The sequence below is a fragment of the Marinibacterium sp. SX1 genome (assembly GCF_050389775.1).
Lineage (GTDB): Bacteria > Pseudomonadota > Alphaproteobacteria > Rhodobacterales > Rhodobacteraceae > Marinibacterium.
This window is the reverse complement of record NZ_CP177144.1, coordinates 2,701,194-2,727,729: the sequence shown is the minus strand read 5'-3', so window position 1 is coordinate 2,727,729 and position 26,536 is coordinate 2,701,194. Positions and strand designations below refer to the sequence as shown.

26 protein-coding genes are annotated in these 26,536 nt (G+C 67.4%); 15 read left to right on the top strand and 11 right to left on the bottom strand.

Going from position 1 to position 26,536, the window contains the following annotated elements; genetic code table 11:
- Positions 1-189: 189 nt before the first annotated feature.
- The 5 genes from ccoP to fnrL form a co-directional block, all read right to left on the bottom strand.
- Positions 190-1,071, bottom strand: a complete 882-nt coding sequence (ccoP, locus tag ACK3BB_RS12230; protein ID WP_428924923.1) for a cytochrome-c oxidase, cbb3-type subunit III — start codon at positions 1,069-1,071, stop codon at positions 190-192.
- The gene (locus ACK3BB_RS12225; protein WP_428924922.1) at positions 1,071-1,283 is read right to left on the bottom strand and encodes a cbb3-type cytochrome c oxidase subunit 3; all 213 of its coding nucleotides are present in this window, start codon (positions 1,281-1,283) and stop codon (positions 1,071-1,073) included. Before ACK3BB_RS12225 ends, ccoP begins: the two co-directional genes overlap by 1 nt.
- 12 nt (positions 1,284-1,295) lie before the next feature.
- Positions 1,296-2,063, bottom strand: a complete 768-nt coding sequence (ccoO, locus tag ACK3BB_RS12220; protein ID WP_428924921.1) for a cytochrome-c oxidase, cbb3-type subunit II — start codon at positions 2,061-2,063, stop codon at positions 1,296-1,298.
- Positions 2,064-2,073: 10 nt separating this feature from the next.
- Positions 2,074-3,675, bottom strand: coding sequence for a cytochrome-c oxidase, cbb3-type subunit I (gene ccoN / locus ACK3BB_RS12215; RefSeq protein ID WP_428924920.1), 1,602 nt, complete (start codon positions 3,673-3,675; stop codon positions 2,074-2,076).
- Between the two features lie 361 nt (positions 3,676-4,036).
- Complete coding sequence (gene fnrL, locus ACK3BB_RS12210; RefSeq protein ID WP_428924919.1) at positions 4,037-4,777, bottom strand: transcriptional regulator FnrL; 741 nt, start codon at positions 4,775-4,777, stop codon at positions 4,037-4,039.
- 65 nt (positions 4,778-4,842) lie between these two features.
- Between fnrL and hemN the strand changes: the two genes are divergently transcribed.
- Positions 4,843-6,204: an oxygen-independent coproporphyrinogen III oxidase gene (gene hemN, locus ACK3BB_RS12205; protein ID WP_428924918.1), complete on the top strand. Its 1,362-nt coding sequence runs from the start codon at positions 4,843-4,845 to the stop codon at positions 6,202-6,204.
- Between the two features lie 38 nt (positions 6,205-6,242).
- Here the strand turns inward: hemN and ACK3BB_RS12200 are convergent, their stop codons facing one another.
- The 4 genes from ACK3BB_RS12200 to ACK3BB_RS12185 form a co-directional block, all read right to left on the bottom strand.
- Positions 6,243-7,514, bottom strand: a complete 1,272-nt coding sequence (locus tag ACK3BB_RS12200; RefSeq protein WP_428924917.1) for an FCSD flavin-binding domain-containing protein — start codon at positions 7,512-7,514, stop codon at positions 6,243-6,245.
- Between the two features lie 292 nt (positions 7,515-7,806).
- Complete coding sequence (locus tag ACK3BB_RS12195) at positions 7,807-8,211, bottom strand: c-type cytochrome (RefSeq protein WP_428924916.1); 405 nt, start codon at positions 8,209-8,211, stop codon at positions 7,807-7,809.
- Entirely contained in the window at positions 8,195-8,539 is a 345-nt protein-coding gene (locus ACK3BB_RS12190; protein ID WP_428924915.1) for a thiosulfate oxidation carrier complex protein SoxZ, read from the bottom strand. The genes ACK3BB_RS12195 and ACK3BB_RS12190 overlap by 17 nt, the downstream gene beginning before the upstream one ends.
- 3 nt (positions 8,540-8,542) lie before the next feature.
- Entirely contained in the window at positions 8,543-8,965 is a 423-nt protein-coding gene (locus tag ACK3BB_RS12185; protein ID WP_428924914.1) for a thiosulfate oxidation carrier protein SoxY, read from the bottom strand.
- A 499-nt stretch (positions 8,966-9,464) separates the two neighbouring features.
- Between ACK3BB_RS12185 and ACK3BB_RS12180 the strand changes: the two genes are divergently transcribed.
- The 4 genes from ACK3BB_RS12180 (at position 9,465) to ACK3BB_RS12165 (ending at position 13,733) form a co-directional block, all read left to right on the top strand.
- Positions 9,465-10,067, top strand: coding sequence for a 2-dehydro-3-deoxy-6-phosphogalactonate aldolase (locus ACK3BB_RS12180; protein ID WP_428924913.1), 603 nt, complete (start codon positions 9,465-9,467; stop codon positions 10,065-10,067).
- The gene (locus ACK3BB_RS12175) at positions 10,064-10,921 is read left to right on the top strand and encodes an SMP-30/gluconolactonase/LRE family protein (RefSeq protein WP_428924912.1); all 858 of its coding nucleotides are present in this window, start codon (positions 10,064-10,066) and stop codon (positions 10,919-10,921) included. The genes ACK3BB_RS12180 and ACK3BB_RS12175 overlap by 4 nt, the downstream gene beginning before the upstream one ends.
- Before the next feature lie 247 nt (positions 10,922-11,168).
- The gene (locus tag ACK3BB_RS12170) at positions 11,169-11,993 is read left to right on the top strand and encodes an IclR family transcriptional regulator (protein ID WP_428924911.1); all 825 of its coding nucleotides are present in this window, start codon (positions 11,169-11,171) and stop codon (positions 11,991-11,993) included.
- A 756-nt stretch (positions 11,994-12,749) separates the two neighbouring features.
- Positions 12,750-13,733 (top strand): quinone oxidoreductase family protein, encoded by a 984-nt coding sequence (locus ACK3BB_RS12165; protein ID WP_428924910.1) that lies wholly within the window; start codon positions 12,750-12,752, stop codon positions 13,731-13,733.
- Between the two features lie 482 nt (positions 13,734-14,215).
- Here the strand turns inward: ACK3BB_RS12165 and ACK3BB_RS12160 are convergent, their stop codons facing one another.
- Both ACK3BB_RS12160 and ACK3BB_RS12155 read right to left on the bottom strand, forming a co-directional pair.
- Entirely contained in the window at positions 14,216-15,979 is a 1,764-nt protein-coding gene (locus tag ACK3BB_RS12160) for a hydantoinase B/oxoprolinase family protein (protein ID WP_428924909.1), read from the bottom strand.
- Positions 15,976-18,054: a hydantoinase/oxoprolinase family protein gene (locus ACK3BB_RS12155; protein WP_428924908.1), complete on the bottom strand. Its 2,079-nt coding sequence runs from the start codon at positions 18,052-18,054 to the stop codon at positions 15,976-15,978. The genes ACK3BB_RS12160 and ACK3BB_RS12155 overlap by 4 nt, the downstream gene beginning before the upstream one ends.
- A gap of 105 nt (positions 18,055-18,159) precedes the next feature.
- On the opposite strand from ACK3BB_RS12155, the gene ACK3BB_RS12150 reads away from it, so the two are divergent.
- The 10 genes from ACK3BB_RS12150 (at position 18,160) to ACK3BB_RS12105 (ending at position 26,382) form a co-directional block, all read left to right on the top strand.
- On the top strand, positions 18,160-18,489 hold the full coding sequence (locus ACK3BB_RS12150) for a hypothetical protein (protein WP_428924907.1): 330 nt from the start codon (positions 18,160-18,162) through the stop codon (positions 18,487-18,489).
- A complete protein-coding gene (locus ACK3BB_RS12145) occupies positions 18,467-19,450 on the top strand; it encodes an ABC transporter ATP-binding protein (RefSeq protein WP_428924906.1) in 984 nt (327 codons plus the stop codon). The genes ACK3BB_RS12150 and ACK3BB_RS12145 overlap by 23 nt, the downstream gene beginning before the upstream one ends.
- A gap of 44 nt (positions 19,451-19,494) precedes the next feature.
- Positions 19,495-20,781 carry an ABC transporter substrate-binding protein gene (locus ACK3BB_RS12140; protein WP_428924905.1) on the top strand — a complete coding sequence of 429 codons (1,287 nt, stop codon included), beginning with the start codon at positions 19,495-19,497 and terminating at the stop codon, positions 20,779-20,781.
- Positions 20,782-20,878: 97 nt separating this feature from the next.
- Entirely contained in the window at positions 20,879-21,727 is an 849-nt protein-coding gene (locus tag ACK3BB_RS12135) for an ABC transporter permease (RefSeq protein ID WP_428924904.1), read from the top strand.
- 1 nt (position 21,728) lies between these two features.
- Complete coding sequence (locus tag ACK3BB_RS12130) at positions 21,729-22,577, top strand: ABC transporter permease (RefSeq protein ID WP_428924903.1); 849 nt, start codon at positions 21,729-21,731, stop codon at positions 22,575-22,577.
- Between the two features lie 5 nt (positions 22,578-22,582).
- The gene (locus ACK3BB_RS12125) at positions 22,583-23,239 is read left to right on the top strand and encodes an aspartate/glutamate racemase family protein (RefSeq protein WP_428924902.1); all 657 of its coding nucleotides are present in this window, start codon (positions 22,583-22,585) and stop codon (positions 23,237-23,239) included.
- A gap of 13 nt (positions 23,240-23,252) precedes the next feature.
- Positions 23,253-24,191: an N-carbamoyl-D-amino-acid hydrolase gene (locus ACK3BB_RS12120; RefSeq protein ID WP_428924901.1), complete on the top strand. Its 939-nt coding sequence runs from the start codon at positions 23,253-23,255 to the stop codon at positions 24,189-24,191.
- 16 nt (positions 24,192-24,207) lie between these two features.
- On the top strand, positions 24,208-25,110 hold the full coding sequence (locus ACK3BB_RS12115) for a polysaccharide deacetylase family protein (protein WP_428924900.1): 903 nt from the start codon (positions 24,208-24,210) through the stop codon (positions 25,108-25,110).
- A complete protein-coding gene (locus ACK3BB_RS12110; protein WP_428924899.1) occupies positions 25,110-25,403 on the top strand; it encodes a hypothetical protein in 294 nt (97 codons plus the stop codon). The genes ACK3BB_RS12115 and ACK3BB_RS12110 overlap by 1 nt, the downstream gene beginning before the upstream one ends.
- The gene (locus tag ACK3BB_RS12105; RefSeq protein ID WP_428924898.1) at positions 25,390-26,382 is read left to right on the top strand and encodes a CobW family GTP-binding protein; all 993 of its coding nucleotides are present in this window, start codon (positions 25,390-25,392) and stop codon (positions 26,380-26,382) included. Before ACK3BB_RS12110 ends, ACK3BB_RS12105 begins: the two co-directional genes overlap by 14 nt.
- Positions 26,383-26,536 lie beyond the last annotated feature (154 nt).

The window sequence follows — 26,536 nt, the reverse complement described above, 5'->3', positions numbered from 1 at the left end:
CGGAGGTTGGACCCCGGTTGCCGCGCCGGGATGCTGCCCCGGTTGCGGTGCGGGGATCTGCGTCCCCGATTGCAATCCGGAACCCCCGATCCAGTTGCCCGGTGTGCCCCCGGTGTCCGTTCCCTCGTCTCCCTGTCGGACCACGGATCCCGGCCGGCGAACCCGCCCGGGGTGGCGGCCGTTTATGGCCTATTGCGCCGGGGTGGCCTCGCCGCCGCCCAGGCCATGGACATAGAGCGTGACGGCCTTGATCTCGGCTTCGCTCAGGCGCGGGGCCCAGGGCGGCATGACGCCGTAGCGCGAATTGGTCACCGTTTCGGTCACTGTCTCGCGGTCGCCGCCATAGAGCCAGATCGCATCCGTCAGGTTGGGCGCGCCCTGTTCGCGGTCGCCGGTCCCCGCATCGCCGTGGCACGAGGCGCAATTGTCGGCAAAGACCACCGCCCCCGCTTCGGCCAGGTCCGCGTCGTGATCGGACCCGGAGATGGCCAGCACGTGTTCGACCACGCTGGCGATCTCTTCGTCTTCGAGCATCTCTCCGAAGGCCGGCATTTCCGAATAGCGCGCGTCGAAATCGGTCTCGTTGCGGATGCCGTGGCGCACGGTGTATTCGATCGCCGCCAGGTCGCCGCCCCAGAGCCAGTCATCGTCGAGCAGGTTGGGATAGCCCTTGGCCCCGGCCGCCCCGGCCCCGTGGCACTGCGAGCAATTGGCCCGGAACACCGCCGCCCCGCCGGCCATGCCATAGTGGAAGGCCGGGCTGGCCGGATCCAGCGTCGTCAGGTCGGCGGCGGCCAGCTCGGCCGAGACCTCGGCGTTCTGCGCCTCGACCCGCTCGATCTCGGCGGCCACCTCGCCCCGGGTCGAATAGCCCAGCAGACCGCCCGTCGCCCGGTTGACCATCGGCCAGGCCGGGTAGGCTATGGTGTAGATCAGCGCGTAGACGATCGTGGCGTAGAAGATCCACAGCCACCAGCGCGGCAGCGGGTTGTTGAGCTCGCGGATGCCGTCCCATTCATGGCCGGTCGTGTCGACGCCCGTGGCCTCGTCCCTTGTCACCTTGTCAGCCATCACGCGGTCTCCGTTTTCTTGATCTCTGGCTGGTCGGCACCGCTGTCACGGTGCCCGGGCTTGTCGTCGCGCAGGACGATACTGGCCGTATCGCGGTATTGCTTGGTCGCGCCGGGCCGAAAGACCCAGAGGATCACGCCGACGAAGAACAGGGTCATCGCCAGCAGCATCCAGCTGTCCGCGAATTGCCGGAAGATGGAATAGGTATCCATTGTCTGTCCTCCTCAGCGGCTGGCGTCGGCGTTGAAGGTCGAGAAATCGACCATCGTGCCGAGCACCTGCAGATAGGCGATGAGCGCATCCATCTCGGTCACCCCGGGCTGGTCGTCGAAATTCGACACCACGGCCCCGGGATAGCGTTCCATCATCGCGTCGTAATCGCTGTCGGGATCGGCCTGGGCGCGCAGATCGGCCGAGGCGGCCTCGATCATCTCGTCGCTGTAGGGCACGCCGACCATGCGGTGGGTCTTCAGCAGGTCCTCGACATGGGTGTAGTCCAGCGGCGTGTGCAGAAGGAATTCGTACTTGGGCATCACGCTTTCGGGCACCACCGATTGCGGGTCGACCAGGTGATCCACGTGCCAGGCATCGGAATACCGGCCGCCCACCCGGGCCAGGTCGGGCCCGGTGCGCTTGGATCCCCATTGGAACGGGTGGTCATACATCGACTCGGCCGCCAGCGAGTAATGGCCGTAACGCTCGACCTCGTCGCGCATCGGGCGGATCATCTGGCTGTGGCAGACATAGCAGCCCTCGCGGATGTAGATGTCGCGTCCCTGCAATTCGAGCGGCGAATAGGGCCGCACGCCTTCGACCTCCTCGATGGTGTTTTCCAGCCAGAACAGCGGCGCGATCTCGACGATGCCGCCGATGGTGACAACGAGGAACGAGAAGACGAACAAAAGCGTCGGGCTGCGTTCCAGGATCGCGTGCTTGTTGAGGAAACCGGATTTCTTCGGAGCGGTTTCGGGTGTCATGTTGGTATCGCTCATGGGTTCGTCCTCACTCGGCCGGCGTCGCGACAGCGGCCTTGGCCGGGGCCTTGCCCCGGATGGTCATCCACATGTTCCAGGCCATGATCAGCGCGCCGGTCAGGTACATCACCCCGCCGAGCGCCCGGACCACGTACATCGGGAACTTGGCGCTGACGGTGTCGGCGAAGCTGTTGACCAGGAAGCCCTGGGCATCGACTTCACGCCACATCAGGCCTTCCATGATGCCGGTCACCCACATCGAGGCGGCGTAGAGCACGATGCCGACGGTGGCGAGCCAGAAGTGCCAGTTGATGGCGGCGTTGGAATACATGCCCTCGCGGCCCCACAGGCGCGGCGTCAGGAAGTAGAGCGCGCCGAAGGTGATCATGCCGTTCCAGCCAAGCGCGCCGGAATGGACGTGACCGATGGTCCAGTCGGTGTAATGGCTCAGCGAGTTGACCGCGCGGATCGACATCATCGGGCCTTCAAAGGTCGACATGCCGTAGAAGGCCAGGCTGATCACCAGCATGCGCATGATCGGGTCGGTGCGCAGCTTGTCCCAGGCCCCCTGCAGGGTCATCAGGCCGTTGATCATGCCCCCCCAGGAGGGCATCCACAGCATGATCGAGAACACCATGCCCAGGGTCGAGGCCCAGTCGGGCAGCGCGGTGTAATGCAGGTGGTGCGGACCGGCCCAGATATAGAGGAAGATCAGCGCCCAGAAGTGGATGATCGACAGTTTGTAGGAATAGACCGGACGTTCGGCCTGTTTCGGCACGAAGTAGTACATCATGCCCAGGAAGCCGGCCGTCAGGAAGAAGCCCACGGCGTTGTGGCCGTACCACCATTGGGTCATGGCATCCTGCACGCCCGAAAAGACCTGCACGGATTTCGATCCGAAGATCGACACCGGAATGCTGAGGTTGTTGACGATATGCAGCATCGCCACGGTGATGATGAAGCTCAGCAGGAACCAGTTGGCCACGTAGATATGGCGTTCCTTGCGCTTGATGATCGTGCCCAGGAAGGCCACCAGGAAGGCCACCCAGACGATGGTCAGCCAGATGTCGACATACCATTCCGGCTCGGCATATTCCTTGGATTGCGTCGCACCCAGCAGGTAGCCGGTGGCGGCCAGCACGATGAACAGCTGATAGCCCCAGAAGACGAACCAGCCCAGGTTGCCGCCGAAGAGCCGCGCGCCGGACGTGCGCTGGACGATGTAGAACGACGACATGATCAGGGCGTTGCCGCCAAAGGCGAAGATCACGGCGCTGGTGTGCAGCGGCCGCAGCCGGCCGAAATTGGTAAAGGGCTGACCCCAGTCGAAGTTCAGCCCCGGGAAGGCCAGCTGAAGGGCGATGAACACCCCGGCCAGAAAGCCGACCACCCCCCAGAAGGCAGTGGCGATGACCCCGGCGCGGACGACATCATCCATGTATCCGGTTGGCGAGGGCACATCGATCTTCGGCTCACCGGCATTGCGGATCGAATAGAGGCACATGCCGCCGGCGATCAGCATGATCAGCAGCGCATGCACCTGGTAGGCCAGGTCGTGGCCCCAGTTGGCGGCGATGGCCGCCAGGAGCGCAACCAGCCCCGGCACGACGATTTTGAGTACTTCCCACATAGCTGTTCCCGTAGCTTGGGCGCACGGGCGGTGTTGACCGTGCACGCGTTCGTGACCCCGTCTTGCGGCCTTCAGCTTCGATCAACCTTGATTTACATCAAGAAGCTCCCACGAGCATAACAGCCCGGTGCATTTGCGGGACAGATTTCCGCGCCGCGCAGCCCTGCGGGGCAAGGCCCGGGCGCATCCGGGCGCGGCTCCTGGGGGCTGTCGGGGGCGTTCGGGTGCCGCAGGGTCAATGCAGGACGTGCCGGGCGCGTGATCGCGGCCCAGGGGCAGGAAAACCCGCGATGAGCGAAATCTTGCTACGTCTGCCGCAACATGCGGCAGGGCGCCGGCCCCGGTCGGGCCGGATCAATGGTCAGAAGATGAAACCGCCATCGTCATCATCGCCGGTTTCGGCCAGAAGGGCGCCGAAATCGGGAATCAGGATGGTGCGCTTGCCGTCGAGCTGGATGATCCCGTCCTTGCGCAGGCGGGTCAGCTGGCGGCTGACCGTCTCGATGGTCAGGCCCAGGTAATTGGCCATGGTCTCGCGCGTGATCGGCAGCTCGACCCGGCCCTTGTCGCCCAGCACCCCGCCATCGGGCCGGATCGACCGCTTGACGATCAGCGCCAGCAGGCTGGCGATGCGTTCCCGCGCGGTCTTGCGCCCCAGCAGCAGCATCCAGTCGCGCGCCGCGTCCAGCTCGTCGAGCGCCATTTCCAGCAGCCGTTCGCGCACATGCGGCATCTCGGTCAGCAGCTCTTCGAAGGGCCGGCGGTGGAAACAGCACAGCGTCAGTTCCGACACCGCGGTGATGTCGTATTGCGCCTCGGCCCGGCCGGGCCGGCCGATGAAATCGGACGGCAGCAACAGGCCCACCAGCTGGGTGCGCCCGTCTTCGATGGACCGGGTCAGCGTGGCCGTCCCGCGCACGATCGAGGCCACGGTTTCCAGCGGCTCGCCACGGATCGCGATGGTCTGGCCGGCGTGGTAGGTCCGGTAGAACTTGACCCGGTTCAGCGCTTCAAGCTCGTCGGGCTCGCAGCGGGCACAGACCGCCCGGTGGCGGATCGGGCATTCGGAACATTCGGGAAGAGTGGCTGAGGCGATTGCCATTTGCGGAAGGGCCCGGGTTGATCTGCATCAATGCGGCGTTGCTCGCCCGGAGTAGGCTCCGATCCATGACACAGCTTCATGCCCGCCTGCGCCGCCATGGCCTGTTTAACGCGAAAGTTCCGCGTTTTACAAGCTATCCTCCGGCCAACCGCTTTGCCGACGACGTGACCGGAGAGACGGTCGCCACCTGGATGGCCGAGGTGCCGCCGGGCGCCGATATTTCCCTTTATGTCCATGTCCCGTTCTGCCGCCGGCTCTGCTGGTTCTGCGCCTGCCGGACACAGGGCACCAAGACCGACATGCCGCTCGAACGGTATGTCAACGTGGTGCGCGACGAAATGGCGCTGGTGCGGGCGCAGCTGCCCGAAAGCCTGCGCGTGGCCCGGCTGCACCTGGGCGGAGGGACGCCGACGATCCTGCCGACCGGGCTGATGGACCGCCTGCTGGGCCGGCTGCACGAAACCTTCGGCCTGGGCGACCGCGATGAATTCTCGGTCGAGATCGACCCGGTGGAAATCGACCGCGCCCGGCTGGAACTGCTGGTGCGCTACGGGCTGAACCGGGCCAGCCTGGGCGTGCAGGATTTCGATCCGCGCGTGCAACAGGCCATCGGGCGCATCCAGACCGTCGAGGCCACCCGCACCGCCGTGGCCATGCTGCGCGAACTGGGCGTGCACCAGGTCAATTTCGACCTGCTCTACGGCCTGCCCTTCCAGACCCGCGACAGCCTCGACCGGACCATCGACAGCGTGCTCGACCTGGGCCCCGGGCGGCTGGCGCTGTACGGCTATGCCCATGTGCCCTGGATGTCCAAGCGCCAGATGGTCATTCCCGTCGATGCCCTGCCCGGGCCCGAGGCGCGCTATGCCCTCTTTGAACATGCCCGCAAGCGGTTGCTGGGCGCGGGATACATGCAGATCGGCATCGACCATTTCGCCCGGCCCGACGATGCCCTGTCCCGGGCGCTGGTCGAACGCCGGCTGGGGCGCAATTTCCAGGGCTATACCGACGACCGCACGCCCTGGCTGATCGGGCTGGGGGCTTCGGCCATCTCGCGCTATCCGCAGGGCTATGCCCAGAACCAGCCGGCCACGGCGCTCTACCAGCTGGCCATCGGCCAGGCCCGGTCGGCCGCCTCGCGCGGGATCGCCCTGACGCCCGAAGACCACCTGCGCGCCCGGGTCATCGAACAGCTGATGTGCTACCATGCCGTGCGGCTGAGCGATCTCGACACGGCCGGCGACACGGCCGCAGAAACCGAGGCCGCGGGCTGGCTGGCCGCCCTGGCCGGTGAATTCCCCGATGCCCTGCGCTTTGACGGCCAGATGCTGCGGATCGAGACCTGGGCCCGCCCGCTGGTGCGCATCATGGCCGCCCGCCTGGGCGAGACACGCTCCGGCGAGCAGAGCTTCAGCGCCGCGATCTGACCGCCGCCCGGGCGGCGTCGGCCGAACATTGGATGGCGTCAGCCGAACATGTCGCGGGTGATCGCGGCATACCAGTCCAGGCTTTCACGGTAGGTCGCCCGGCGCAGGGCGGCCGGTTCGCCGGGCTGGCTGACAAAGCCGTCGACCCGGGCGATCCTGTCTTCGGTCGCCTCGTAGGTCGCGCCGACCTTGACCCCGTCCTCGGCATCGATCAGCGACCAGCAGGTATTGGTGAACCGCGGCGGAAAGGCCCGCGCCCCGGTCAGCGCCGCCCGGATGGCCATCGCCGCGACCCGCGCCTGGGAATTGGCCGAAAAGGCCGATTTCGGCATGTCGCCCTGCAGCGCCGCGTCGCCCAGCACATGGATCGCCGGATCGGCCCGGGCCTGCATCGTGGCCGGCACGACCGGCGCCCAGTAGCCCTCGCTGACCCCGGCCAGGTCGCAGATCCGCCCGGCCTTCATCGGCGGGATGGCATTGCAGACATCGACCGCCTCGACCATGCCGTCGATCACGATTTCCATGCGCTCGGGCCGCAGCTCGATGCGGTCGGCCCCGAAATCCGGGCCGATGCGTTCGATCATGCCGGGGTAATGGGCCTGCCAGCCTTCCTCGAACAGCGCCTGCTTGGAAAAGCTGTCCTTGGGATCGACGATCAGGATGCGCGCCGTGGGGTTGGTCGCCCGCAGGCGACGGGCGATCATCGACACCCGTTCATACGGCCCCGGCGGGCAGCGATAGGGATTGGGCGGGGCGACCAGGGCAAAGGTGCCACCCGGGCGCATGGCATCGACCTGGGCGCGCAGCAGCTCGGTCTGGGATCCGGCCTTGTAGGCATGGGGCATGCGGTTCTGCGCGGCCACCGACCAGCCCGGCAGGGCGCCGTCGATGAAATCGATGCCCGGGCTCAGCACCAGCCGGTCGTAGCCCAGCCGCCCGCCCCCGGCCAACGCCACCTCGAGCCGGTCACGGTCGACGCCCACGACCCAGTCGTGCACGACGTTGATGCCGTAATCCGCGGCCAGCCGGCCGTAGCCATGGGCCAGCGTGGCCATCTCGCGCAGGCCGCCGAGGTAGAGGTTGGAAAAGAAACAGGTGTAATAGCTGCGGGTCGGTTCGATCAGGATGATGTCGATTGCGCCGTCGCTGTCCTGGGCCAGGTGGCGCGCCACGCTGGCCCCGCCGGCCCCGCCGCCCACGACAATGACCCGCGGCCGGCCCTGCGCGGCGACCATCGGCGCGGCCAGCGCCGCGATGCCCAGCCCGGCGCCGATGCCCCGGCCCAGGAAATTCCGTCTGTTCAGGCCCATCTGCGCCCCTCCCCCTTGTTCCTTGCCCGGCCCTGTCAGGGCCGTCTCGTCCCGTGTTTTGTGGCCGTCGTTCTGCCCGGCACGGCCCATTTCGGACCGCCTTGACCTCGATCCTGCCTGCCATGCCCCCCACCCAATCCGCCAGGCACCTGGTGTTGCCGCCATGGCCCTCGCCCAATCCGCCGGTCGCTTGGTTCCGCCACCATGGCCCTCGTCCGACCCGGCCGAGGTCTCAGCCCTTCATGGCCACCGCCCCACCCGCCAAGCCCTCGGTCCCCCTGGCTGTCGCCCTCTAGTCGCCCCCTACATGACCCTGCTCCAGCCCGGCAAAATAGGCGGCCAGCGCGGCGATCTGCGCGTCGTCCAGCCGCCCGGCCACCATGGCCATCACCGCATGGTCGCGCGCCCCGGTGCGATAGGCCTGCATCGCCGCCACGAAATCCTTTGGCGCACGGCCGGCGATCGCCGGGATCGCCGCCCCGCCCGCGCCCCGCGCCCCGTGGCAGGCCAGGCATTCGCCCGCCAGCCAGGCGCCGTATTCGGCGTCGCCCTCCGCGGTGCCGCTGACCGTGCCCGAGACAACGACCCCGGCCGCATCCCCGGGCGCGCCCGTACCACCCGCCGCCACCTGCCCCGCCAACAGCGCCAGCAGCAACGGCACCACCGGCAGGCCCAGGGTGTCACTCGGCCTGCACATCGCGGTCCAGCGCATATACCGCGCCGTCATCGTCGTACCAGGTAAAGCTGAACCGCCCCGTGCCGGGCAGCGGCGTGTCGAATTCAAAATAGGGATTGGTCGAGATGCCCGGCCCCATGTCGATGTCGATCACCGGCCGGACGCCCCCGTCGGCGCCGACAAAGACCACCCGGAAGCGATGGATGATCGACCGGGGCACCAGCCGGCCCTCGGCATCGCGGCGCTGGCCCGATTCCATGCGATGCGAGATCAGCGTGCGGATGGTGATCACCGCCCCCGCCGCCGCGCGTTCGGGCATCTTGACCCTGGGTTTCACACCGGCGGCCATGGCTCAGGCCCCGCAGCCGCCGACGGTCACCTCGACCGGGCGCGACACCCGGGCCACCCGCCCGTCGCCGAACCGGGCCAGGGCGATGACCTCCTGGCTGCGCGCCAGCCGCACGCGGGTCGCTGCCCGGCCGCCCGGCGCGGCGGTGCCGAACCGGAAGGTGCAGAGCGCGGGCACCGGGTTGCCCGGTGCGATCAGCAGGATCTCGGTGGCGCCCGGCGCCGCGACGGAGATGGGCACGGTAAAGCCGTTCTCGGCCACGTCCGGCAGGGTCAGCGTGATGCCTCCGATGGCCAAGCCCCGGCCCCGGGCAAAACCGTCGATCAGCGCCTGAACGGCCGGGTCGGCCCGGCCCACCCCCGGCATCAGCGCGCCCAGCCCGGCCGCCGCGCCAAGCGCCAGCGTGCGCCGTCGTGTTGTCTGCATGGTCCGGCTCCTCCTGCCATTCCCGCGGTCGCAGCCCGCCGGGCCGCGGGCAGCGCGGGTCTCCTCTCCCCGGGCCGCCGAGGTCCAGCCTAGACCATGGCTCCGCGCTTGTGCAGGTGGAAGGCCGACCAAGGGCCTGTTGTCACGCAGATGTCACCCCCGGCCTCGCGGCGGTGCCGGGCCGCCTTGCCCGCTCGCCCCCAGCCCTGGCCCCGCGTCTTGCCGAGCCCTCTCGCACCGCCTCTCGCCCTGTTTCCTTCGCTCGGCTTCTGACCTTGCCCGCCCGCCCAGCGTCTCGCCTCGTGCTTTCGCGCCGCCCATTCCTTTCTCCCCTCGCCCTGCGTCTCACGATGCATCCACGGATTGCCACCGCCCCATTCACGCGCCCTCACCCCCGCCCGTGACATGACCGCTTCGGCATATGCCCTGCGGGTTTTCAGATTTGTGCCCCTGCCCGCCCACGGGTAAGACTTTGCCAACCAAGGGGGAGTGGAAGAACATGCGCAACATCGTAGCCATCCTGCGCGGCGTCCGGCCGGACGAGGTCGAGGCCATTGCCGGCGTGCTGGTCGACAGCGGCATCACCCGGATCGAGGTGCCGCTCAATTCGCCCGACCCGCTGGATTCCGTGGCCCGGCTGGCCCGTGGCTATGGCGAGGTCGCGCTGATCGGCGCGGGCACGGTGCTGTCGCCCGAAGACGTGCAGGCCGTGCGCGATGCCGGCGGGCGGCTGATCGTGTCGCCCGATTGCAATGCCGATGTCATCCGGGCCACCAAGGCCGCCGGCATGCTGTCCTTTCCCGGCGTGATGACCCCGACCGAATGTTTCGCCGCCCTGCGCGCCGGGGCCGACGGGCTGAAGTTCTTTCCCGGATCGCTGGTCGGCCCGGCCGGGCTGAAGGCCATCCGCGCCGTGCTCCCGCCCGAGACCGAGGTGCTGGCCGTCGGCGGCGCCGGGCCGGACAACCTGGCCGAATGGATCGCCGCCGGGGCCAACGGCTTTGGCATCGGCAGCGAGCTTTACGCCCCCGGCATGGGCCCGGCCGACGTGGCCGCCCGCGCGGTCGACCTGGTCGCGCGCTACGACGCGGCCGTGGCATGAGCGCCCCCGCAACGGCCTGCGACGACCGGGTCTGCGAGCTGGGCGAAGGGCCGTTCTGGCATCCGGAACGCGGGCAGCTCTTCTGGTTCGACATCACCGGCCACCGGCTGCACACGATCGAAGGCGACCAGCCCCGCCACTGGCCCATGGGCGAATGCACCTCGGCTGCCGGCTGGATCGACCGCGACCGGCTGCTGATCGTGTCCGAGACCGGGTTCTACCGCTTCGACCTGGTCACCGGCACCCGCGTGCTGATCCACCCGCTTGAGGCCGACAATCGCGTGACCCGGTCGAACGACGGGCGCACCGATCCGATGGGCGGGTTCTGGATCGGCACCATGGGCAAGGCGGCCGAGCCCGGGGCCGGCGCGATCTATCGGCTGTATCGCGGCGCGCTGCGGCGACTGCATGACGGGATCACCATCCCCAATTCGATCTGTTTCTCACCCGACGGGCGGCTGGCCTACTGGGCCGACACGCAGACACAGATGATCCGCTGCCAGCCGCTGGATGCCGAGGGCTGGCCCGAGGGGCCGGACCGGGTGCATATCGACCTGCGCGCCGAAGGGCTCTTTCCGGACGGGTCGGTCACCGATGCCGAGGGGGCGCTGTGGAATGCCCAATGGGGCGCCGGGCGCGTGGCCCGTTACCTGCCCGACGGCCGGTTCGATCGCGCCCTGGCCATCGCCGGGCACAACACCACCTGCCCGGTCTTCGGCGGGCCGGATCTTGGTACGCTGTATGTCACCACGGCCTGCGAAGGCATCACGGCGCCCGATGCGGCCCAGGGCCGGCTCTACCGGGGGGCGCCGGGGATTGCCGGCCGGGCCGATCCACCGGTGCAGATCGGCTGAACGGCCCCGGCCCGCGCCGCCCGGTGCACTCCCGGCCCGCGTGCGCCGGCGCATCATCGTGCCGGCCGTGCCCGAATTCCCGGCGAACAAGGGATCATCAGGCGGGCGTTAACCAAGAAATAATCACATCCGCGAGTCAACTTGTTGACTGACACAACTTGAGTCATGACAGCGCCAACGGAATTTTCCTAGAAATTCGTTCAAGTCCGGATGCCTGCGCTCGGGCGTCAGGAAAAGAGGCACTAGAATGAGAAAACGCAAGCTTACGGCAAACGCCGGGGCCGAAGGGGACACCGCTGTCCAGGACCGCCAGTTCGTCACGGCACTGGATCGCGGGCTGGACATCCTGCGCGCCTTCCGGCCCGACGACCATGCCGGGCTGAGCAACCGCGAATTGTCCGAACGCACGGGCATGCCGACATCGACCCTGTCGCGCCTGACCTATACCCTGCTGCAATCGGGATATCTGTTGTATGACCGGGCGACGGGCCGCTACCGCATGGGCGTGCCGGTGCTCAGCCTGGGGTATGCCTGCCTGTCGGGCCAGCCGATCCGGGCCATGGCCCAGGGCTACATGCAGCAGCTGGCCGAGGAGTGCGGCCAGGGCGTTCAGGTCGGGCTGGGCGGGCGCATCGATTTCACCATGATCTACCTGGCCACGGCGCGGTCGCGCTCGGTCGTGTCACTGCAGCTGGACGTGGGCTCTCGGGTGTCGCTGGCCCGCACGGCCATGGGCCGGGCCTATGTGGCGGGCTGCCCCGAAGACGAACGCGCGGCCATCCTCGACAGCATCCACCAGCATTTCCCGGCCCAGGAGGCCGGCCGGCGCGAGGGTGATATCCTGCGGGCCGTCGACCAGCTGGAGAACCAGGGGTTCTGCACCAATTACGGCGATTGGCTGCCCGGGGTGAATTCCGTGGGCGTGCCCTTCCGGCCGGGCAATGCGACCAGCCCGCAGCTGGCCTTTTCCATCGGCGGGCCGGCCATCCATGTCAGCCCCGACCAGCTGCAATCGGATTTCGGCCCGCGCCTGGTCGAGCTGGTCGAAACCCTGCAACAGGGCGTGATCTGAGGTCCGGGTTCCGGGCGCTGGGAAGTATGGTTTGGGCGCTGTTTGCTGGGGACAGGTATCCGAGCCCCGGCATCCCGGCTTTGGAAGGTATCAGACTCTGCGAACCGGTAAATGGTCACAGGTCACAGCGCCCCTGCATCTGGACCGCGGTTACTAAGCACAGACACCTGAGCCCCGGCATCGGCGACCTGGGTGGGCTTTGGCATCCGGGCATCACTATCTGGTTCGCGGAAGGGCCGCCAACCTGCCCGGGACCGAAGATGCCCGCGCCGCATACCCCCCGGCTGGCGAATGAGCAGCACCACGCCCGTTGCACAGGCGAGAGGGCCGCCGCCCGCCCGCCGGAGCGACCACGCGCCCGTCGCGCATCCGCCGGCCAACGACCGTGCACTGCCCGCCCCACCGCAAAACGAAGCGGGCCGCCACCCTGCCCGGGACCGGAGATGCTCGCGCCGCATACCCACCGGCTGGCGAATGAGCGGCGCCGGGCCGATTGTACAGACGAGTAGGCCGTCAACCTGCCCGCCCGACCAGCCATGCCCCCGCCACCCTGCCCGCCCGACCGGCCATGCCCCGCCACGCACCCACCGGCCAGCGAATGGGCAGCGCCCGGTCCACCGCCCGACAATCGGGCATTGCGCCACCCCCGGCGCCGCCCCGATCCCGGCGCCCCTCGCCTCTGCCTGCTCCATGGCTAGGGTGGCCTCCGCCCGGGCAACACCTGCCGGGGCGGACTGACGACAGGAGAATGCCCAGATGAAAGCGGTTGTGTTCACAAGCCCCGACGGTGCGCCGGGATCGACGATCATCGACGACCGGCCGGTGCCCGAACCCGGACCGGGCCAGGTCAGCGTCGACGTGGCCTTTGCCGGGCTGAACTTTGCCGACCTGATGATGCGCACGGGCATCTACCCCCATCCGCGCGGCTATCCCCTGGTGCCCGGGGTCGAGGCCTCGGGTCATGTGCGCGCCGTGGGCCCGGGCGTGACCAGCGTGGCGCCCGGCGACCGGGTGGCCGTCTTTGTCGAAGAGGCCGGAGCCTTTGCCGAGGTCTGTGTCGTGCCCGAGGACTGGTTGATGCCCCTGCCCGCCGACATGTCGCTGGAACTGGGCGCGGCCTATCCGATCCAGGGCGTGACGGCCTGGAACCTGCTGCATGGCGTGGCCGATACGCGGCCGGGCGACTGGGTGCTGATCCATGCCATCGGCGGGGGTGTCGGGCTGTACCTGACCCAGCTGGCCAAGCTGGCCGGGGCGCATGTCATCGGCACGGTGGGCACGGCCGGCAAGGAAGCCCGGGCGCTGGAGTACGGCGCCGATATCGTGGTCAACCGCGAGACCGAGGATTTCGTGGCCGTGGCGCTGGAAGCCACCGGCGGGCGCGGGGTCGACAAGGTGATCGACAGCACCGGGGCGTCGATCCTCGACCGGAGCTTTGATGCCATCCGCCCGCTGGGTCACGTGGTCAGCTATGGCGAGGCCGAGGGCAAGCCCTGGGACAATCTCTGGGAGCGGCTGGTGCGCAAGTCGCTGACCTTCACGCGGATGCACCTGGGCCACCTGGATCATTCGACCGACAGCTGGGCCGAAGGCGTGACGGCCGTGGTCGACGGCATCCGGTCGGGGCAGATCCGCGTGCCGGTCGAAGGGGTCTACGGGATGGACCAGGTCGACGAGATGTTCGCCGCGCTGGCTTCGCGGCGCATGGCCGGCAAGCTGTTGCTGAAGATCGGCGGCTGAGCGGATGGCCATATAGCCCCGGCGCGGGATCTGTCGCGCCGGGGCTATGGGGATGGGCCTTGTCATGGTGTGACGTCTGGCCGGGGTGTTTCGCGATGGGCCCGCTGTCTGGGCTGTTTGGCGATATGCCGTCTGTCCGGGCCGGTTGAGGACGTGTTGTCTGTCCGGGCCGGTTGACGACGTGTCTTCCGTATCGGCCTTGCGCGACATTTCCTTTGTCTGGATCTATTCGCGTTGTGCCCTTTGTCCCGGCTTTCCAAATTCATCCGGGTTTTACAAAGACATTCGCTTCGTTCTGGCCCTTTCGCGACGTGCCCTCAGTCAGGGTCCAACCGCGTTGTACCGCCTGGCCACCCCTTCACATGGTCCCGCCTCACCAGGCGCCTTGGCGACTCACCCTGTGCCCCAACCGTCCAACGACACACCCTCAGCCATCGGGCGACGCCCCGCGCCGCCCGATTTTCTGAGTCTCAGAAAATCGATCAGCCCCCGCGCGACGCGCGTTCGGCCGCCGTTGCCCCGGCATCCACCGCACCGCCGGCAATGACCACGCCGTAATCCCTGCGCGCCGTTTCCGGGCTGAGCAGATCGTCGAGCACGTCATCCAGAACCAGCGCCGGATCGCGGAGCAACGGATTGCCATACCCCCCGCCGCAGGGCCCCTGGGCCACCAGGCTGTCGCCTGCCCGCACCCGCTTGTAGGGCAGCTTGGACGGCAGGGCCACGTCCTCGCCCTCGGCCGGATCGAGGGTCAGCACGGCCACCTGGCCGTCATCGCCCCCGTCAAAGCCCCAGGGCCGGAACCGGTGGCCTTCGCCCTCGATCGAGATCCCCGCATCCTCGAGGAACCGGAACACCCGGGTCGCTCCCAGCCCGCCGCGGTTCTCGCCCGCGGCCATGCGATCCTCGCGCAGCTCGTAGGCTTCGATGCGCACCGGGATATGGCTTTCGATGTCCTCGATCGGGTTGTTGCGCGTGTTGGCATAGAGCGTGTCGACGGCATCCATCCCGTCCTTGTCATGCCGCCCGCCATAGGCGCCTTCCATGATCTCCATGTGCACCCAGTGCTGGCCGCCCTTCATGCCCGAAATCGCCACGACCCGCAGGTTGCCGATGCCGGCCGAGACCTTCTCGGGCACCACCTGGGCCAGGGCTTTCATCACCGTGTCGGCCAGCTGGTTGCCCGGGCAGAACCGGGCGATGACCGGGGCCGGGAAGGTCGGGTTGGCCAGCGTGCCCTCGGGTGCCACGATGCCGATCGGCCGGGTCAGCCCGGCATTCTGCGGGATCTCGCCGTAAAGCGCGCTGTCCAGCAGGATCGAGCGGATGGTCAGCCAGATCGCGCAATCGACCGTGCCGACCAGCGGCATGTTGATCGGCTTGTCGTCGACCTGGGGCGCGGTGCCGGTCAGGTCGACGGTCAGCGTATCGCCCCGCACCCGCACCGTGGCCACGATGGCCAGCTCGCGCTTGGTCGGATCGGGATGATCGAGATAGCCGTCGATCCGGGTTTCGGCCGTGTAATCGCCATCGGGGATATCGGCGATGGCCGCGCGCATCAGCCGTTCCGAGTAATCCATCAGCTCTTCAAAGGCCGCGACGACCGTGTCGTGGCCATAGCCTTCGACCAGCGCCAGGAACCGCGCCGCGCCGATGCGCCCGGCCTCGATCTGGGCTTCCATGTCGCCCACGACCATGTCGGCCGCCCGGATGTTGGCCCGCAGGATATGCCAGACCGCATCGACCCGCCGGCCCTCGTCGAAGACCTTGATCGCCTTGAACTGCAGCCCCTCGGCATAGGTGTCGACCGCATCCACAATCCCGCAGGACCCGGGCGTGAGCGCCCCGATATCCAGGTGATGCGCCGTGGTGGCCGACCAGCCGATCAGCGCCCCCTCGTGGAAAACCGGGATGCAAAAGGCCACGTCGGGCCCGTGCGACGCCCCGCCATAGGGGTCGTTGTGCATGATCACGTCGCCTTCGCGGATCTCTTCGCCGCGCTCGGCCATGACCTTGAGGATATTGGCGATGTAGCCCGGGATCGGCCCCGATTGCAGGGGCGTCGACATCTTGCATTCGCACATCTGCCGGCCTTCGGCATCGGTCAGGGCCGCACCGAAATCCTCGGATTCGCGGATGATCGACGAATAGGACATGCGCATCAGCTTGTGGCCCATCTCGACCGCGATGTTTTCCAGCGCGCCCTGGATGACGGCCGCCGTGACAGGATCGACGGATTTGGTCATTGGGTTTCTCCCAGTCTCATCAATATGCTGCCCGAAGGATGGATCTCGGCCACCGCGCCGGGGGGCACGACGGTGGTGCTGTCGGTCTGCAACAGGATCGCCGGGCCATCGAAGGGCGTCGAGACCGGCAACCTGTCGCGGCGATAGACCGGGGTCTCGAACGTCTGCAGCCCGGCATCGGTGCGGAAGATCGACGGTTTGGTGCGCACCAGCGCGGCATCGAGCGACCCGCCCTCGGGCGCCGACAGGGCTTCGAGCTTGGGCAGCGTGGCGGTGCCGACCAGCCGGACATTGACCAGCTCGATCGGGCTGTCGGCAAAGGCATGGCCGTATTCGCGGGCATGGGCGGCATGGAAATCCTCCCACAGCCGGGCCAGCATCGCCGCATCGACCGGCCCGTCGCCGATGGGCACGCGCAGCTCGTAGCCCTGCCCGACATAGCGCAGATCGCCCAGGCGCTGATAACCCCGGCTGTCCATCGGCACGTCATCGGCATCGAACCGGGCGGTCAGGTCGGCCTGCATGGCATCCAGGTCGCGGGCCAGCCGGTCGGTGTCGATATCGCCCGACACCTGGAACTGGGTGCGGATGGCGTCGTATTTCAGATCGGTCGTCAGCAGCCCCATGGCCGAGGTGATGCCCGGATAGGGCGGCACCAGGACCTCGGGGATGGACAGCATGCGGGCGACCTCGGCCCCCGACAGCGGGCCGGCCCCGCCCATGGCCACCAGCGCAAAGCCGCGCGGGTCGATGCCCTTTTGCACCGTGCGCGACCGGATGGCATTGGCCATGTTGGCATTGACGATGGTCAGGATGCCCTCGGCGGCCTCGTGCAGCGACATGCCGACGGTGTCGGCAAAGGCGGCCACGGCCCGTTCGGCGGCCTCCGGGTCCAGCTTCATCGCCCCGCCCAGGAAATCCTCGGGGTCCAGCCGGCCCAGCACCAGGTTGGCATCGGTCACCGTGGGCAGCGTGCCGCCCCGGCCATAGGCTGCCGGGCCAGGCACGGCGCCGGCCGATTGCGGCCCGACGCGAAACGCCCCGCCCCGGTCGACATGGGCGATCGACCCGCCGCCGGCACCGATCGTGTGGATGTCGAGCATCGGTTGCAGCAACGGGAACCCGGCGATCTCGGTCGAACGGGCATCGGCCTCGGCGCATTGGCCGTCGACGACGATGCCGATATCGGCCGACGTCCCGCCGATGTCGAAGGTGATCAGCCGGTCGCGCCCGCATTGCGCGCCGATCCAGCCGCCGCCCAGCACGCCGGCGGCCAGGCCCGACAGCAGCGTCAGGGCCGGTTTCTCGGACACCATCGCCGGCGTCGATGCCCCGCCGTTCGAGGCCATGATCCGCAGCTCGCCCTTGACGCCCAGCGAGTGCAGCGCGGCGCCCAGGTCGGCGATGTACTTCTTGACCTTGGGCCCGACAAAGGCCGCCAGCGAGGCCGTGGTAAAGCGTTCGAACTCGCGGAATTGCGGCGAGACCAGCGCCGAGGTCGTCACGAAGGCCTCGGGCATGACCTCTTCGACGATCTCCTTGGCACGCAGCTCATGCGCCGGGTTGAGGTAGGAAAAGAGGAAACAGATGGCCACCGATTCAACGCCTGCGGCCTTCAGCTCTTCGGCCGCCTGGCGCACGCCGGCCTCGTCCAGCGGCTCCAGCTCCTGTCCGCTGGGCGGCACCAGCCGGCCGCCCACCGTCTTGCGGTGGCGGCGCTTGACCAGCGGCCGGGCCTGCCAGGGAATGTCCTGCTGGATCGAGTAATGCTGCGGCCGCTGGTGGCGGCCGATGTGGATGATGTCGCGGAACCCGTCGTTGGTGATCATCCCGGTCACCGCGCCCTTGCCTTCGAGCGCCGCGTTGGTCGCCGTGGTGGTGCCGTGGAACACGTTGGAAATCTCGGCCGGGGACACGCCGTTTTGTTCGCAGATCTCGCGCACCCCCTGCATCACCCCGCGCGAGGGATCATCCGGCGTGGTCGAGACCTTGTGAATGGCCAGCGCACCGGTTTCGAGGTTGCAATAGACGAGGTCGGTGAACGTGCCGCCCACATCGACGCCAATGGTTTTCATGAAAGTCTCACCCTTGTTGTCACGCGCGGATTCTGCCTGTTTGCCGACAATCATCCGAGGATTGTATATCAAAACGGCGGTCAATCCGATAGATCGCCCGCACCGATGCCCAGTTGGCAGGCAGGCTGCCGCCTTCTCGGGCAGCCGGACAACCCGGCGCCGCATGCCATCCGCCGCCAATCCGCGATTCTGGGCGCCGTTTGCACAGATCGCCGCCGTTCCGCCCCCGGCACCCCGGCGAACGCCCGCCACCTGCACAAAAATCAGGACACCACGGAACCGCAGACTATTTTTGAGGCATTTTTTCTGGTCAACTTGATCGTGACGGGCGAAGTCATGGACGGGACCCGCTTGGGCAAGAGAAACCGGGCCATCGCGGCTCACGCGGTAAAAGACGAAATGGGGATGTTCAGTGCGCAATCCGCTCGACCTTGAACTGGTGTCGGTGACCAAACGCTATGGTGACGTGGTGGCCGTCGATGCCGTGTCGCATCTGTTTCACCAGGGCACCTATGCCTGCCTCCTGGGCCCGTCGGGCTGCGGCAAGTCATCGACCCTGCGCATGATCGCCGGGCATGAAAGCGTCAGCGACGGCGCCATCGTACTGAACGGCAAGGACATTGCCCACCTGCCCCCGGCCCGGCGCGGCACGGCGATGATGTTCCAGAGCTATGCGCTGTTCCCGCACATGACCGTCCTGGACAACGTGGCCTTCAGCCTGAAGATGAAACATGTCGACAAGGCCGAACGTCATGCCAAGGCCCACAAGATGCTGGAGCTGGTCAGCCTGGACGCCCTGGCCGACCGCCTGCCCGCGCAATTGTCCGGCGGCCAGCAACAGCGCGCCGCCCTGGCCCGCGCCCTGATCACCGACCCCCAGGTCCTGCTGCTGGACGAACCGCTCTCGGCGCTGGACCCCTTCCTGCGCATCCGCATGCGGGCCGAGCTGAAATCGATGCAGCGCGAGCTGGGCATCACCTTCATCCACGTCACCCACGGCCAGGACGAGGCCCTGGCGCTGGCCGACGAGGTGGTGGTCATGAACAATGCCGTCATCGAACAGGCCGGCCCCGCGCGTGAGGTATTCAACGCGCCCAAGACCGAATTCGTGGCCAAGTTCCTGGGCGGCCACAACGTCATCACGCTGGACGGCAAGCCCTATGCGATCCGCTCGGACCGGGTGCGCCTTGTCGCCGATGGCGAGGATGGCGTCGATGCCAACGTGACCTCGGTCGAATTCCTCGGCACCCATGTCGCCGTCTCGCTGGCCATGCCCGACGACAGCGCCATCACCGCCATGGTTCCCGAAGAGACCTTCTATGCCGCGCCGTTCGAGCCCGGCGGCGCCTTTCGCGCCGGCTGGGCCCCGGGCGACCTGCATCCGCTGTCGGCCTGACCGCCGGACCGATGGCCACCAAAATCCAACAGAGGAGTTCTTCCATGTCTGAAACCACCAAGAAGGCCGGCATCAGCCGCCGCGCGGTCCTGAAAGGCGCCGCGGCCACTGCAACGGCCACCGCGGCCTCGACCCTCGGCGCGCCGATGATCTGGGCGCAGAACATCAAGGACATCACCCTGCGCCAGGCCGGCACCGGTGTTTCGGCCTTCAACGAGATCGCCCAGAAGGTGAAGGAAGACCTTGGCTTCACGCTGGAAATGACGGCGCTGGATTCCGATGCCGTTGCACAGCGCGTGGCTACCCAGCCCGGGTCGTTCGACATCGCCGACATCGAATACTGGATCTGTAAAAAGGTCTGGCCGGTGGGCAACCTGCAGGCCATGGATGTCAGCAAGATCGCCAATTACGACAAGATCGTCGGCATCTTCAAGGACGGCAAGCTGACCCCGGAATCGACCATCGCCCAGGGCACCGCGCCCCACACCGTGGGCTTTGTCGAAGGCGTCGACGGCAAGGAATTCTCGGCCGAGGAAACCGGGTTCATGACCCTGATCCCGACGATCTACAACGCCGACACGCTGGGCATCCGCCCCGACCTGATCGGCCGCCCGATCAACAACTGGTCGGAACTGCTGAACCCCGAGTTCGCCGGCAAGGCCTCGATCCTCGACATTTCGTCGATCGGCATCATGGACATGGCCATGGTCTGTGAATCGATGGGCGAGATCAGCTATGGCGACAAGGGCAACATGACCCGCGACGAGATCGACCAGACCATCGCGATCTTCACCGAAGCCAAGAAGAACGGCCAGTTCCGCGCCTTCTGGAAGACCTTCGACGAAAGCGTCAACCTGATGGCCTCGGGCGAGGTTGTGATCCAGTCGATGTGGTCGCCGGCCATCACCGCCGTGCGCTCGCAGGGCATCCCCTGCGTCTACCAGCCGCTGGAAGAGGGCTATCGCTCCTGGGGTGGCGGCATCGGCCTGTCGGCCGCGCTGTCGGGCCTGGAATTGGAAGCGGCCTACGAATACCTCAACTGGTACCTGTCGGGCTGGGTCGGCGGCTTCCTGATGCGCCAGGGCTATTACTCGGCCGTGCCGGAAACCTCGAAGGAATTCATGAGCGCCGACGAATGGGGCTATTGGTTCGAGGGCAAGCCGGCCGAAGGCGAGATCCTCAACCCGCAGGGCGTCAAGATGGAAGACGCCGGCGCCGTCCGCGACGGCGGGTCGTTCTACGACCGCATGGGGTCGGTCGCGTGCTGGAACGCCGTCATGGACGAAAACCAGTACATGGTCCGCAAATGGAACGAATTCATCGCATCGTGATCCGCACATGACCGCATCAGACCAGACGGTCGCGAATGGGTCCGTCCCCCCCTCGGGGGGGGCGGCCTCCGCCCGGCCGAGCCTACTTCGCCGTCTCATGACCGACGGGTTCACCAGCTGGGCGCTGGCCACGCCGGTGACGCTCGTGCTGGCGTTCTTCCTGCTGGCGCCCATCGCGATGATCGTCTCGGTCAGCTTCTGGGGCTCGACCAGCTTTACGATCTATCCCGATTTCATCTGGGACAACTACGATTATCTTCTCGGCTCTTCAGTCACTTACACGGTGTTTCTCAAGACGCTGAAATTCGCCTTCATGACCTGGATCATCACCCTGGTGGTCGGGTTCACGGTGGCCTATTACCTGACCTTCCACATCCGCTCGCTGACCTGGCAGATCGCGCTGTTCCTGCTGTGCACGATCCCGTTCTGGACCTCGAACATCATCCGCATGATCTCGTGGATCCCGTTCCTGGGCCGCAACGGCATCGCCAACCAGACGCTGATGGACCTGGGCCTGACCAGCGCGCCGCTGGAATGGCTGCTCTATTCCGAATTCTCCGTGACGCTCGCCTTCGTGCATCTCTACACGCTGTTCATGGTCGTGCCGATCTTCAACACCATGATGCGCATCGACAAGTCGCTGATCGAAGCGGCCTATGACGCCGGGGCCTCGGGGTTCCAGATCCTGACCAATGTCATCATCCCGCTGTGCAAGCCGGGCATGATGATCGGTTCGATCTTCGTGATCACCCTGGTCATGGGCGATTTCATCACCGTGCGCTTCATGTCCGGGTCGCAGATCGCCAATGTCGGCCGGCTGATTTCCAACGACATCTCGCTGCTGGCCTATCCCAGCGCCGCGGCCACGGCCGTCGTCCTGCTGATCACCGTGCTGATCATGGTCGCCGTGATGCTGCGCTTCGTCGATATCCGCAAGGAGCTGTGACATGAATGACGGCAAACGCCCCCCGTCCTTCTACGTGCTGACCGCCGTCTTCGCGCTTTTTGTCCTGTTCCTCTACGGGCCGACGCTGACCATCGGCATCCTCAGCTTCCAGGGCCCCGATGGCGGGCTGACCTTCCCGATGCGCGGCGTGTCGCTGCACTGGTTCCGCGAATTGTTCCAGGAACAGGCCGTGGGCGACATCTGGGGGTCGTTCCGGCGCAGCTTTGCCCTGGGCATGATGGTCATGACCACGACGGTCGTGCTGTCGGTCATGGGCGGGCTGGCCTTCCGCCATCGCTTCCCCGGCTCGACGGTGCTGTTCTATGTCATCATCGCCTCGCTGGTGATCCCGTCGATCCTGGTCTCGCTGGGCGTCGGCCTGCTGTTCAGCCAGATCCTCGGCTGGGAAGTCCACTGGACCACCTCCGGTTTCGGCGCCCAGCTGACCTGGACCCTGCCCTTCGGCCTGCTGATCATGTTCGCCGTGTTCAACCGCTTTGACCCGTCCTTCGAAGAGGCCGCCCGCGACCAGGGCGCCAATCCGTGGCAGGTCTTTGCCCATATCGTGCTGCCGCTGATCGCGCCGTCGCTGATCGGCGTGGCCCTCTTCGGGTTCACGCTCAGCTATGACGAATTCGCCCGCACCCTGCTGACCGCCGGCTCGCGCAACACGCTGCCGCTGGAAATCTACGGCATGACGACCAATGTCACCACGCCGGTGATCTATGCGCTCGGCACGCTGACGACGATCTTCTCGTTCCTCGTCATCGGCACGTTCCTGGTCATTGCCATGGTCTCGCAGAAACGCCGGGCAAGGCGTGCGTCGGATGCCGGCAAGGGCATGGTGTGACCCCCATGAAGATCGCCGTCATCAATCCCAATTCCACGGTCTCGATGACGCTCAAGATTGCCGATGCCGCCCGGGCCGTGGCCGGGCCGGGCGTGGTGATCGAGGGCCGCACCTGCGCCGGCAGCCCGGCCTCGATCCAGGGTCCGGCCGATGGTGAGGCCGCCGCGCCCCACCTGCTGGCCGAGCTGGAGCGGGCCGTGGCCGACGGCGCCCAGGCCGCGGTCATCGCCTGTTTCGACGACACCGCCCTGTTCGACGCCCGCAAGATCACCGACATCCCGGTCATCGGCATCGGCGAGGCGGGCTATCATGCCGCCATCCTGATGGGCCGGAAATTCTCGGTCGTGACCACGCTGTCGGTTTCGGTGCCGGTGCTGGAACAGAACCTGGTCGATTACGGCCTGGCCGGGCATTGCCTGCGGGTGCGTGCCTCGGACGTGCCGGTGCTGGACCTGGAAAAGCCCGGCTCGGACGCGCGCGGCAAGGTCTCGGCCGAGATCGCCCGCGCCATTGCCGAGGATGGCGCCGGCGCCATCGTGCTGGGCTGCGCCGGCATGGCAGATCTAGCCGCCGACCTGTCGCGGGACCATGGCGTCCCGGTGATCGACGGGGTGGCCGCCGCAACCGGGTTCGCCCGGACACTCATGGGCCTGACGGCCTGAAAGGAACCACCCGATGCCACGTTACGTCATGACCGCCTCGGCCCAGATGGGCCCGATCGCGAAATCCGAGACACGCAAGGACACCGTCCGCCGCCTGATCGAGATGATGCGCGAGGCCAAGGGCCGCGGCTGCGAACTGGTGGTCTTTCCCGAACTGGCCCTGACCACCTTCTTCCCGCGCTGGCTGATCGAGGACGAGGCCGAGCTGGACAGCTATTACGAACGCGAGATGCCCGGCCCCGAGACCCGGCCGCTCTTCGAGGAAGCCGCCCGCCTGGGCATCGGGTTCTACCTGGGCTATGCCGAGCTGACCGTCATCGACGGCGTCAAGCGCCGGTTCAACACGGCGATCCTGGTCGACCAGACCGGCACGATCATCGGCAGCTACCGCAAGGTCCATCTGCCCGGCCATGCCGAGCCCCAGCCCGGGCGCGATTTCCAGCACCTCGAGAAACGCTATTTCGAACCCGGCGACATGGGGTTCCCGGTCTATCGCGGCTTTGGCGGTGTCATGGGCATGGCCATCTGCAACGACCGCCGCTGGCCCGAGACCTACCGCGTCATGGGCCTGCAGGGCGTGGAAATGGTCATGCTGGGTTACAACACGCCCTTCGGCCACGCGCTTGAGCCGGCCGCCGATGCGCTGACCCTGTTCCACAACCACCTGTCGATGCAGGCCGGCGCCTACCAGAATGCCACCTGGGTCGTCGGCACGGCCAAATGCGGCAACGAGGAAGGCTCGGTCATGGGCGGCCAGTCGGTCATCGTGGCGCCTTCGGGCGAGATCGTCGCCCAGGCGATCACCATGGAAGACGAGGTGATCACCGCCAAGTGCGACCTGGATGCCGGCCGGATCTATCGCGAGACGGTGTTCAATTTCGAGATCCACCGCCGGCCCGAACATTACGGGCTGATCGTGGAACGCACCGGCGCCATCCCGCCCGCCGAATAACCAACGGAGATCCCCCATGCCCAAGAAAATCATGTGCGCCTTCGGCACCGACATCGACTCGGTCGCCGGCTGGATCGGATCCTATGGCGGCGGCGACAGCCCGTCGGACATCCAGCGCGGCATCTTCGCCACCGAGGTCGGCATCCCGCGCCTGCTGCGGCTGTTCAAGAAATACGACCTGCAGACGACCTTCTTCATCCCCGGCCATTCGCTGGAAACCTTCCCCGACCAGATGAAGATGATCGTCGATGGCGGCCACGAGGTCGGCGCCCACGGCTACATGCATGAAAACCCCGTGGCCATGACCCCGACCCAGGAAGAGGACGTGCTGGTCAAGTCGATCGAGCTGATCGAAGGGCTGACGGGCAAGGCTCCGCGGGGCTATGTCGCGCCCTGGTGGGAAATGTCGAACGCCACGGCCGCGCTTCTGGCCAAGCACGGTTTTTCCTATGATCACAGCCAGATGTACCGCGACTTTCAACCGTTCTATGCCCGTGTCGGCGATGAATGGACGGTGATCGACTACACCAAGCAGGCCGGCGACTGGATGAAGCCGCTGAAACACGGCAAGGAGGTCGACCTGGTCGATATCGCGGCCAATTGGTACACCGACGACCTGCCGCCGATGATGTTCATCAAGAAATCGCCCAACAGCCACGGCTTTGTCAGCCCGCGCGACATCGAGCAGATGTGGAAGGACCAGTTCGACTGGGTCTACCGCGAGATGGATTACGCCGTCTTCGCCTTCACCATCCATCCCGATGTGTCGGGCCGGCCGCAGGTGCTGCTGATGCTGGAACGGCTGATCGAATACATGAACGGCCACGAGGGCGTCGAATGGATGACCTTCGAGGACATCGCCGCCGATTTCCGCGCGCGCTATCCCTTCGACAGCGACAAGCGGCCCGAGGTCATCTGATGTGCTCGTCCTGCGGGTTTCCCGCGGCCCCCGGTCACTGGACCGAGGCCGGGGCGCCCACGCCCGGCGACCGCATGCGCGCCCGCTTCCGGCGGGCGCAGGCGGCGACGGTCCTGCTGCGGGCCTGGGGGCTGACCGCGCGCGACGACGGGGCCGTGCCCGGGGTGCAGCTGTCCTCGGCCACCGGGGCCACGCGCATCCTGCCCGATTTCGATACCGTCTGGACCGAGGCCGCGCAGATGGCCGGGCAGCCGATCGACCCGCTGGACGACCGGTTCCTTGGCGACGCCTGATCCCGGCGCCGACCGGCTGCGGCTGGTCATCGTCGGCGGCTACCTGGGCGCCGGCAAGTCGACCTGGCTGCGCCACCAGCTTTACGCCGGAGCCTTCCCCGGCGCCCGGCTGATCATCAACGAGGCCGCCGAGCTGGCCGTCGACGACGCGCTCTTCGGCGGGCGCTATCCGGTCACCCTGCTGGCCGGCGGCTGTGCCTGCTGCGCCGGGTGCCCGGCCTTTCTCGATGCGCTGCGGGACCTCTGCGACCGGCGCAGTCGCGAGGCCGGCCCGGACGGGCGGACGAGCCTGGCCGTGCTGGAAACCTCGGGCCTGGCCGATCCGGGGGCCATCGCCGCCGCCCTGCGCGCCGATCCCATGCTGGCCTTCCACGTCACCCTGGCCGAGACCATCGTCCTGGTCGATGCCCAGAACGCCGCCGCCCAGCTGGCCGCCGAACCGCTGGGCCGCGCCCAGGTCGAGGCCGCCGACCGCCTCGTGCTGACCAAGACCGACCTGGCCGCCCCGGCCGACACCGCCCGCCTCGTGGCCACCCTGCGCCGTCTCAATCCGGCCGCCCCCATCACCGCCGACATCCGCGGCGAGCCTGCCGCCCTGCCCGACATGCCCTCGGCCGCGCCGCTGCCCCTGGCCCAACAGGACGGCGCGCCCATCCTGCCGGTCCAGATCACCCTGCCCGACGGGCTCGACTGGGCCGCCTTCGCCGTCTGGCTCTCGGCCCTGCTCAGCGCCCATGGCCAGGACATCGTGCGGGTCAAGGGCACCCTGCGCACCCCCGCCGGCCGGCTGCTGCTGCAAGGCATCCGCACCCATGTCCAACCGCCCGAGATCCTGCCCGACGTGCCTGCCAATGACCCTCTCGACGGCACCCCCGACAGACCACCCGCCCGCGATGGCACCATCGTGCTGATCGGCCGGGGCATCGACACCGACCGGGTCACCCGCTCGCTGGCCCGCTTCGCCGCGCGGCTTTTGTGATCACAAGCGCCCGCCCGGCGTGACATTCCCGCGAAAAACCGCGCTTCGACCGGCCCGTGACCGCCAACATCCCCAAGCGTCACATTGATAATATGGATCACGGGCGATAAGAGCGGGGCCGAGACAGACCGCAATCCATCCTGCCCGCCGCCCG

Coding starts and splice junctions, on each gene's coding strand:
- ccoP (WP_428924923.1), bottom strand. CDS start 1,071: ATGGCTGACAAGGTGACAAGGGACGAGGCCACGGGCGTCGACACGACC.
- ACK3BB_RS12225 (WP_428924922.1), bottom strand. CDS start 1,283: ATGGATACCTATTCCATCTTCCGGCAATTCGCGGACAGCTGGATGCTG.
- ccoO (WP_428924921.1), bottom strand. CDS start 2,063: ATGAGCGATACCAACATGACACCCGAAACCGCTCCGAAGAAATCCGGT.
- ccoN (WP_428924920.1), bottom strand. CDS start 3,675: ATGTGGGAAGTACTCAAAATCGTCGTGCCGGGGCTGGTTGCGCTCCTG.
- fnrL (WP_428924919.1), bottom strand. CDS start 4,777: ATGGCAATCGCCTCAGCCACTCTTCCCGAATGTTCCGAATGCCCGATC.
- hemN (WP_428924918.1), top strand. CDS start 4,843: ATGACACAGCTTCATGCCCGCCTGCGCCGCCATGGCCTGTTTAACGCG.
- ACK3BB_RS12200 (WP_428924917.1), bottom strand. CDS start 7,514: ATGGGCCTGAACAGACGGAATTTCCTGGGCCGGGGCATCGGCGCCGGG.
- ACK3BB_RS12195 (WP_428924916.1), bottom strand. CDS start 8,211: ATGTGCAGGCCGAGTGACACCCTGGGCCTGCCGGTGGTGCCGTTGCTG.
- ACK3BB_RS12190 (WP_428924915.1), bottom strand. CDS start 8,539: ATGGCCGCCGGTGTGAAACCCAGGGTCAAGATGCCCGAACGCGCGGCG.
- ACK3BB_RS12185 (WP_428924914.1), bottom strand. CDS start 8,965: ATGCAGACAACACGACGGCGCACGCTGGCGCTTGGCGCGGCGGCCGGG.
- ACK3BB_RS12180 (WP_428924913.1), top strand. CDS start 9,465: ATGCGCAACATCGTAGCCATCCTGCGCGGCGTCCGGCCGGACGAGGTC.
- ACK3BB_RS12175 (WP_428924912.1), top strand. CDS start 10,064: ATGAGCGCCCCCGCAACGGCCTGCGACGACCGGGTCTGCGAGCTGGGC.
- ACK3BB_RS12170 (WP_428924911.1), top strand. CDS start 11,169: ATGAGAAAACGCAAGCTTACGGCAAACGCCGGGGCCGAAGGGGACACC.
- ACK3BB_RS12165 (WP_428924910.1), top strand. CDS start 12,750: ATGAAAGCGGTTGTGTTCACAAGCCCCGACGGTGCGCCGGGATCGACG.
- ACK3BB_RS12160 (WP_428924909.1), bottom strand. CDS start 15,979: ATGACCAAATCCGTCGATCCTGTCACGGCGGCCGTCATCCAGGGCGCG.
- ACK3BB_RS12155 (WP_428924908.1), bottom strand. CDS start 18,054: ATGAAAACCATTGGCGTCGATGTGGGCGGCACGTTCACCGACCTCGTC.
- ACK3BB_RS12150 (WP_428924907.1), top strand. CDS start 18,160: ATGCCCAGTTGGCAGGCAGGCTGCCGCCTTCTCGGGCAGCCGGACAAC.
- ACK3BB_RS12140 (WP_428924905.1), top strand. CDS start 19,495: ATGTCTGAAACCACCAAGAAGGCCGGCATCAGCCGCCGCGCGGTCCTG.
- ACK3BB_RS12135 (WP_428924904.1), top strand. CDS start 20,879: ATGACCGACGGGTTCACCAGCTGGGCGCTGGCCACGCCGGTGACGCTC.
- ACK3BB_RS12130 (WP_428924903.1), top strand. CDS start 21,729: ATGAATGACGGCAAACGCCCCCCGTCCTTCTACGTGCTGACCGCCGTC.
- ACK3BB_RS12125 (WP_428924902.1), top strand. CDS start 22,583: ATGAAGATCGCCGTCATCAATCCCAATTCCACGGTCTCGATGACGCTC.
- ACK3BB_RS12120 (WP_428924901.1), top strand. CDS start 23,253: ATGCCACGTTACGTCATGACCGCCTCGGCCCAGATGGGCCCGATCGCG.
- ACK3BB_RS12115 (WP_428924900.1), top strand. CDS start 24,208: ATGCCCAAGAAAATCATGTGCGCCTTCGGCACCGACATCGACTCGGTC.
- ACK3BB_RS12110 (WP_428924899.1), top strand. CDS start 25,110: ATGTGCTCGTCCTGCGGGTTTCCCGCGGCCCCCGGTCACTGGACCGAG.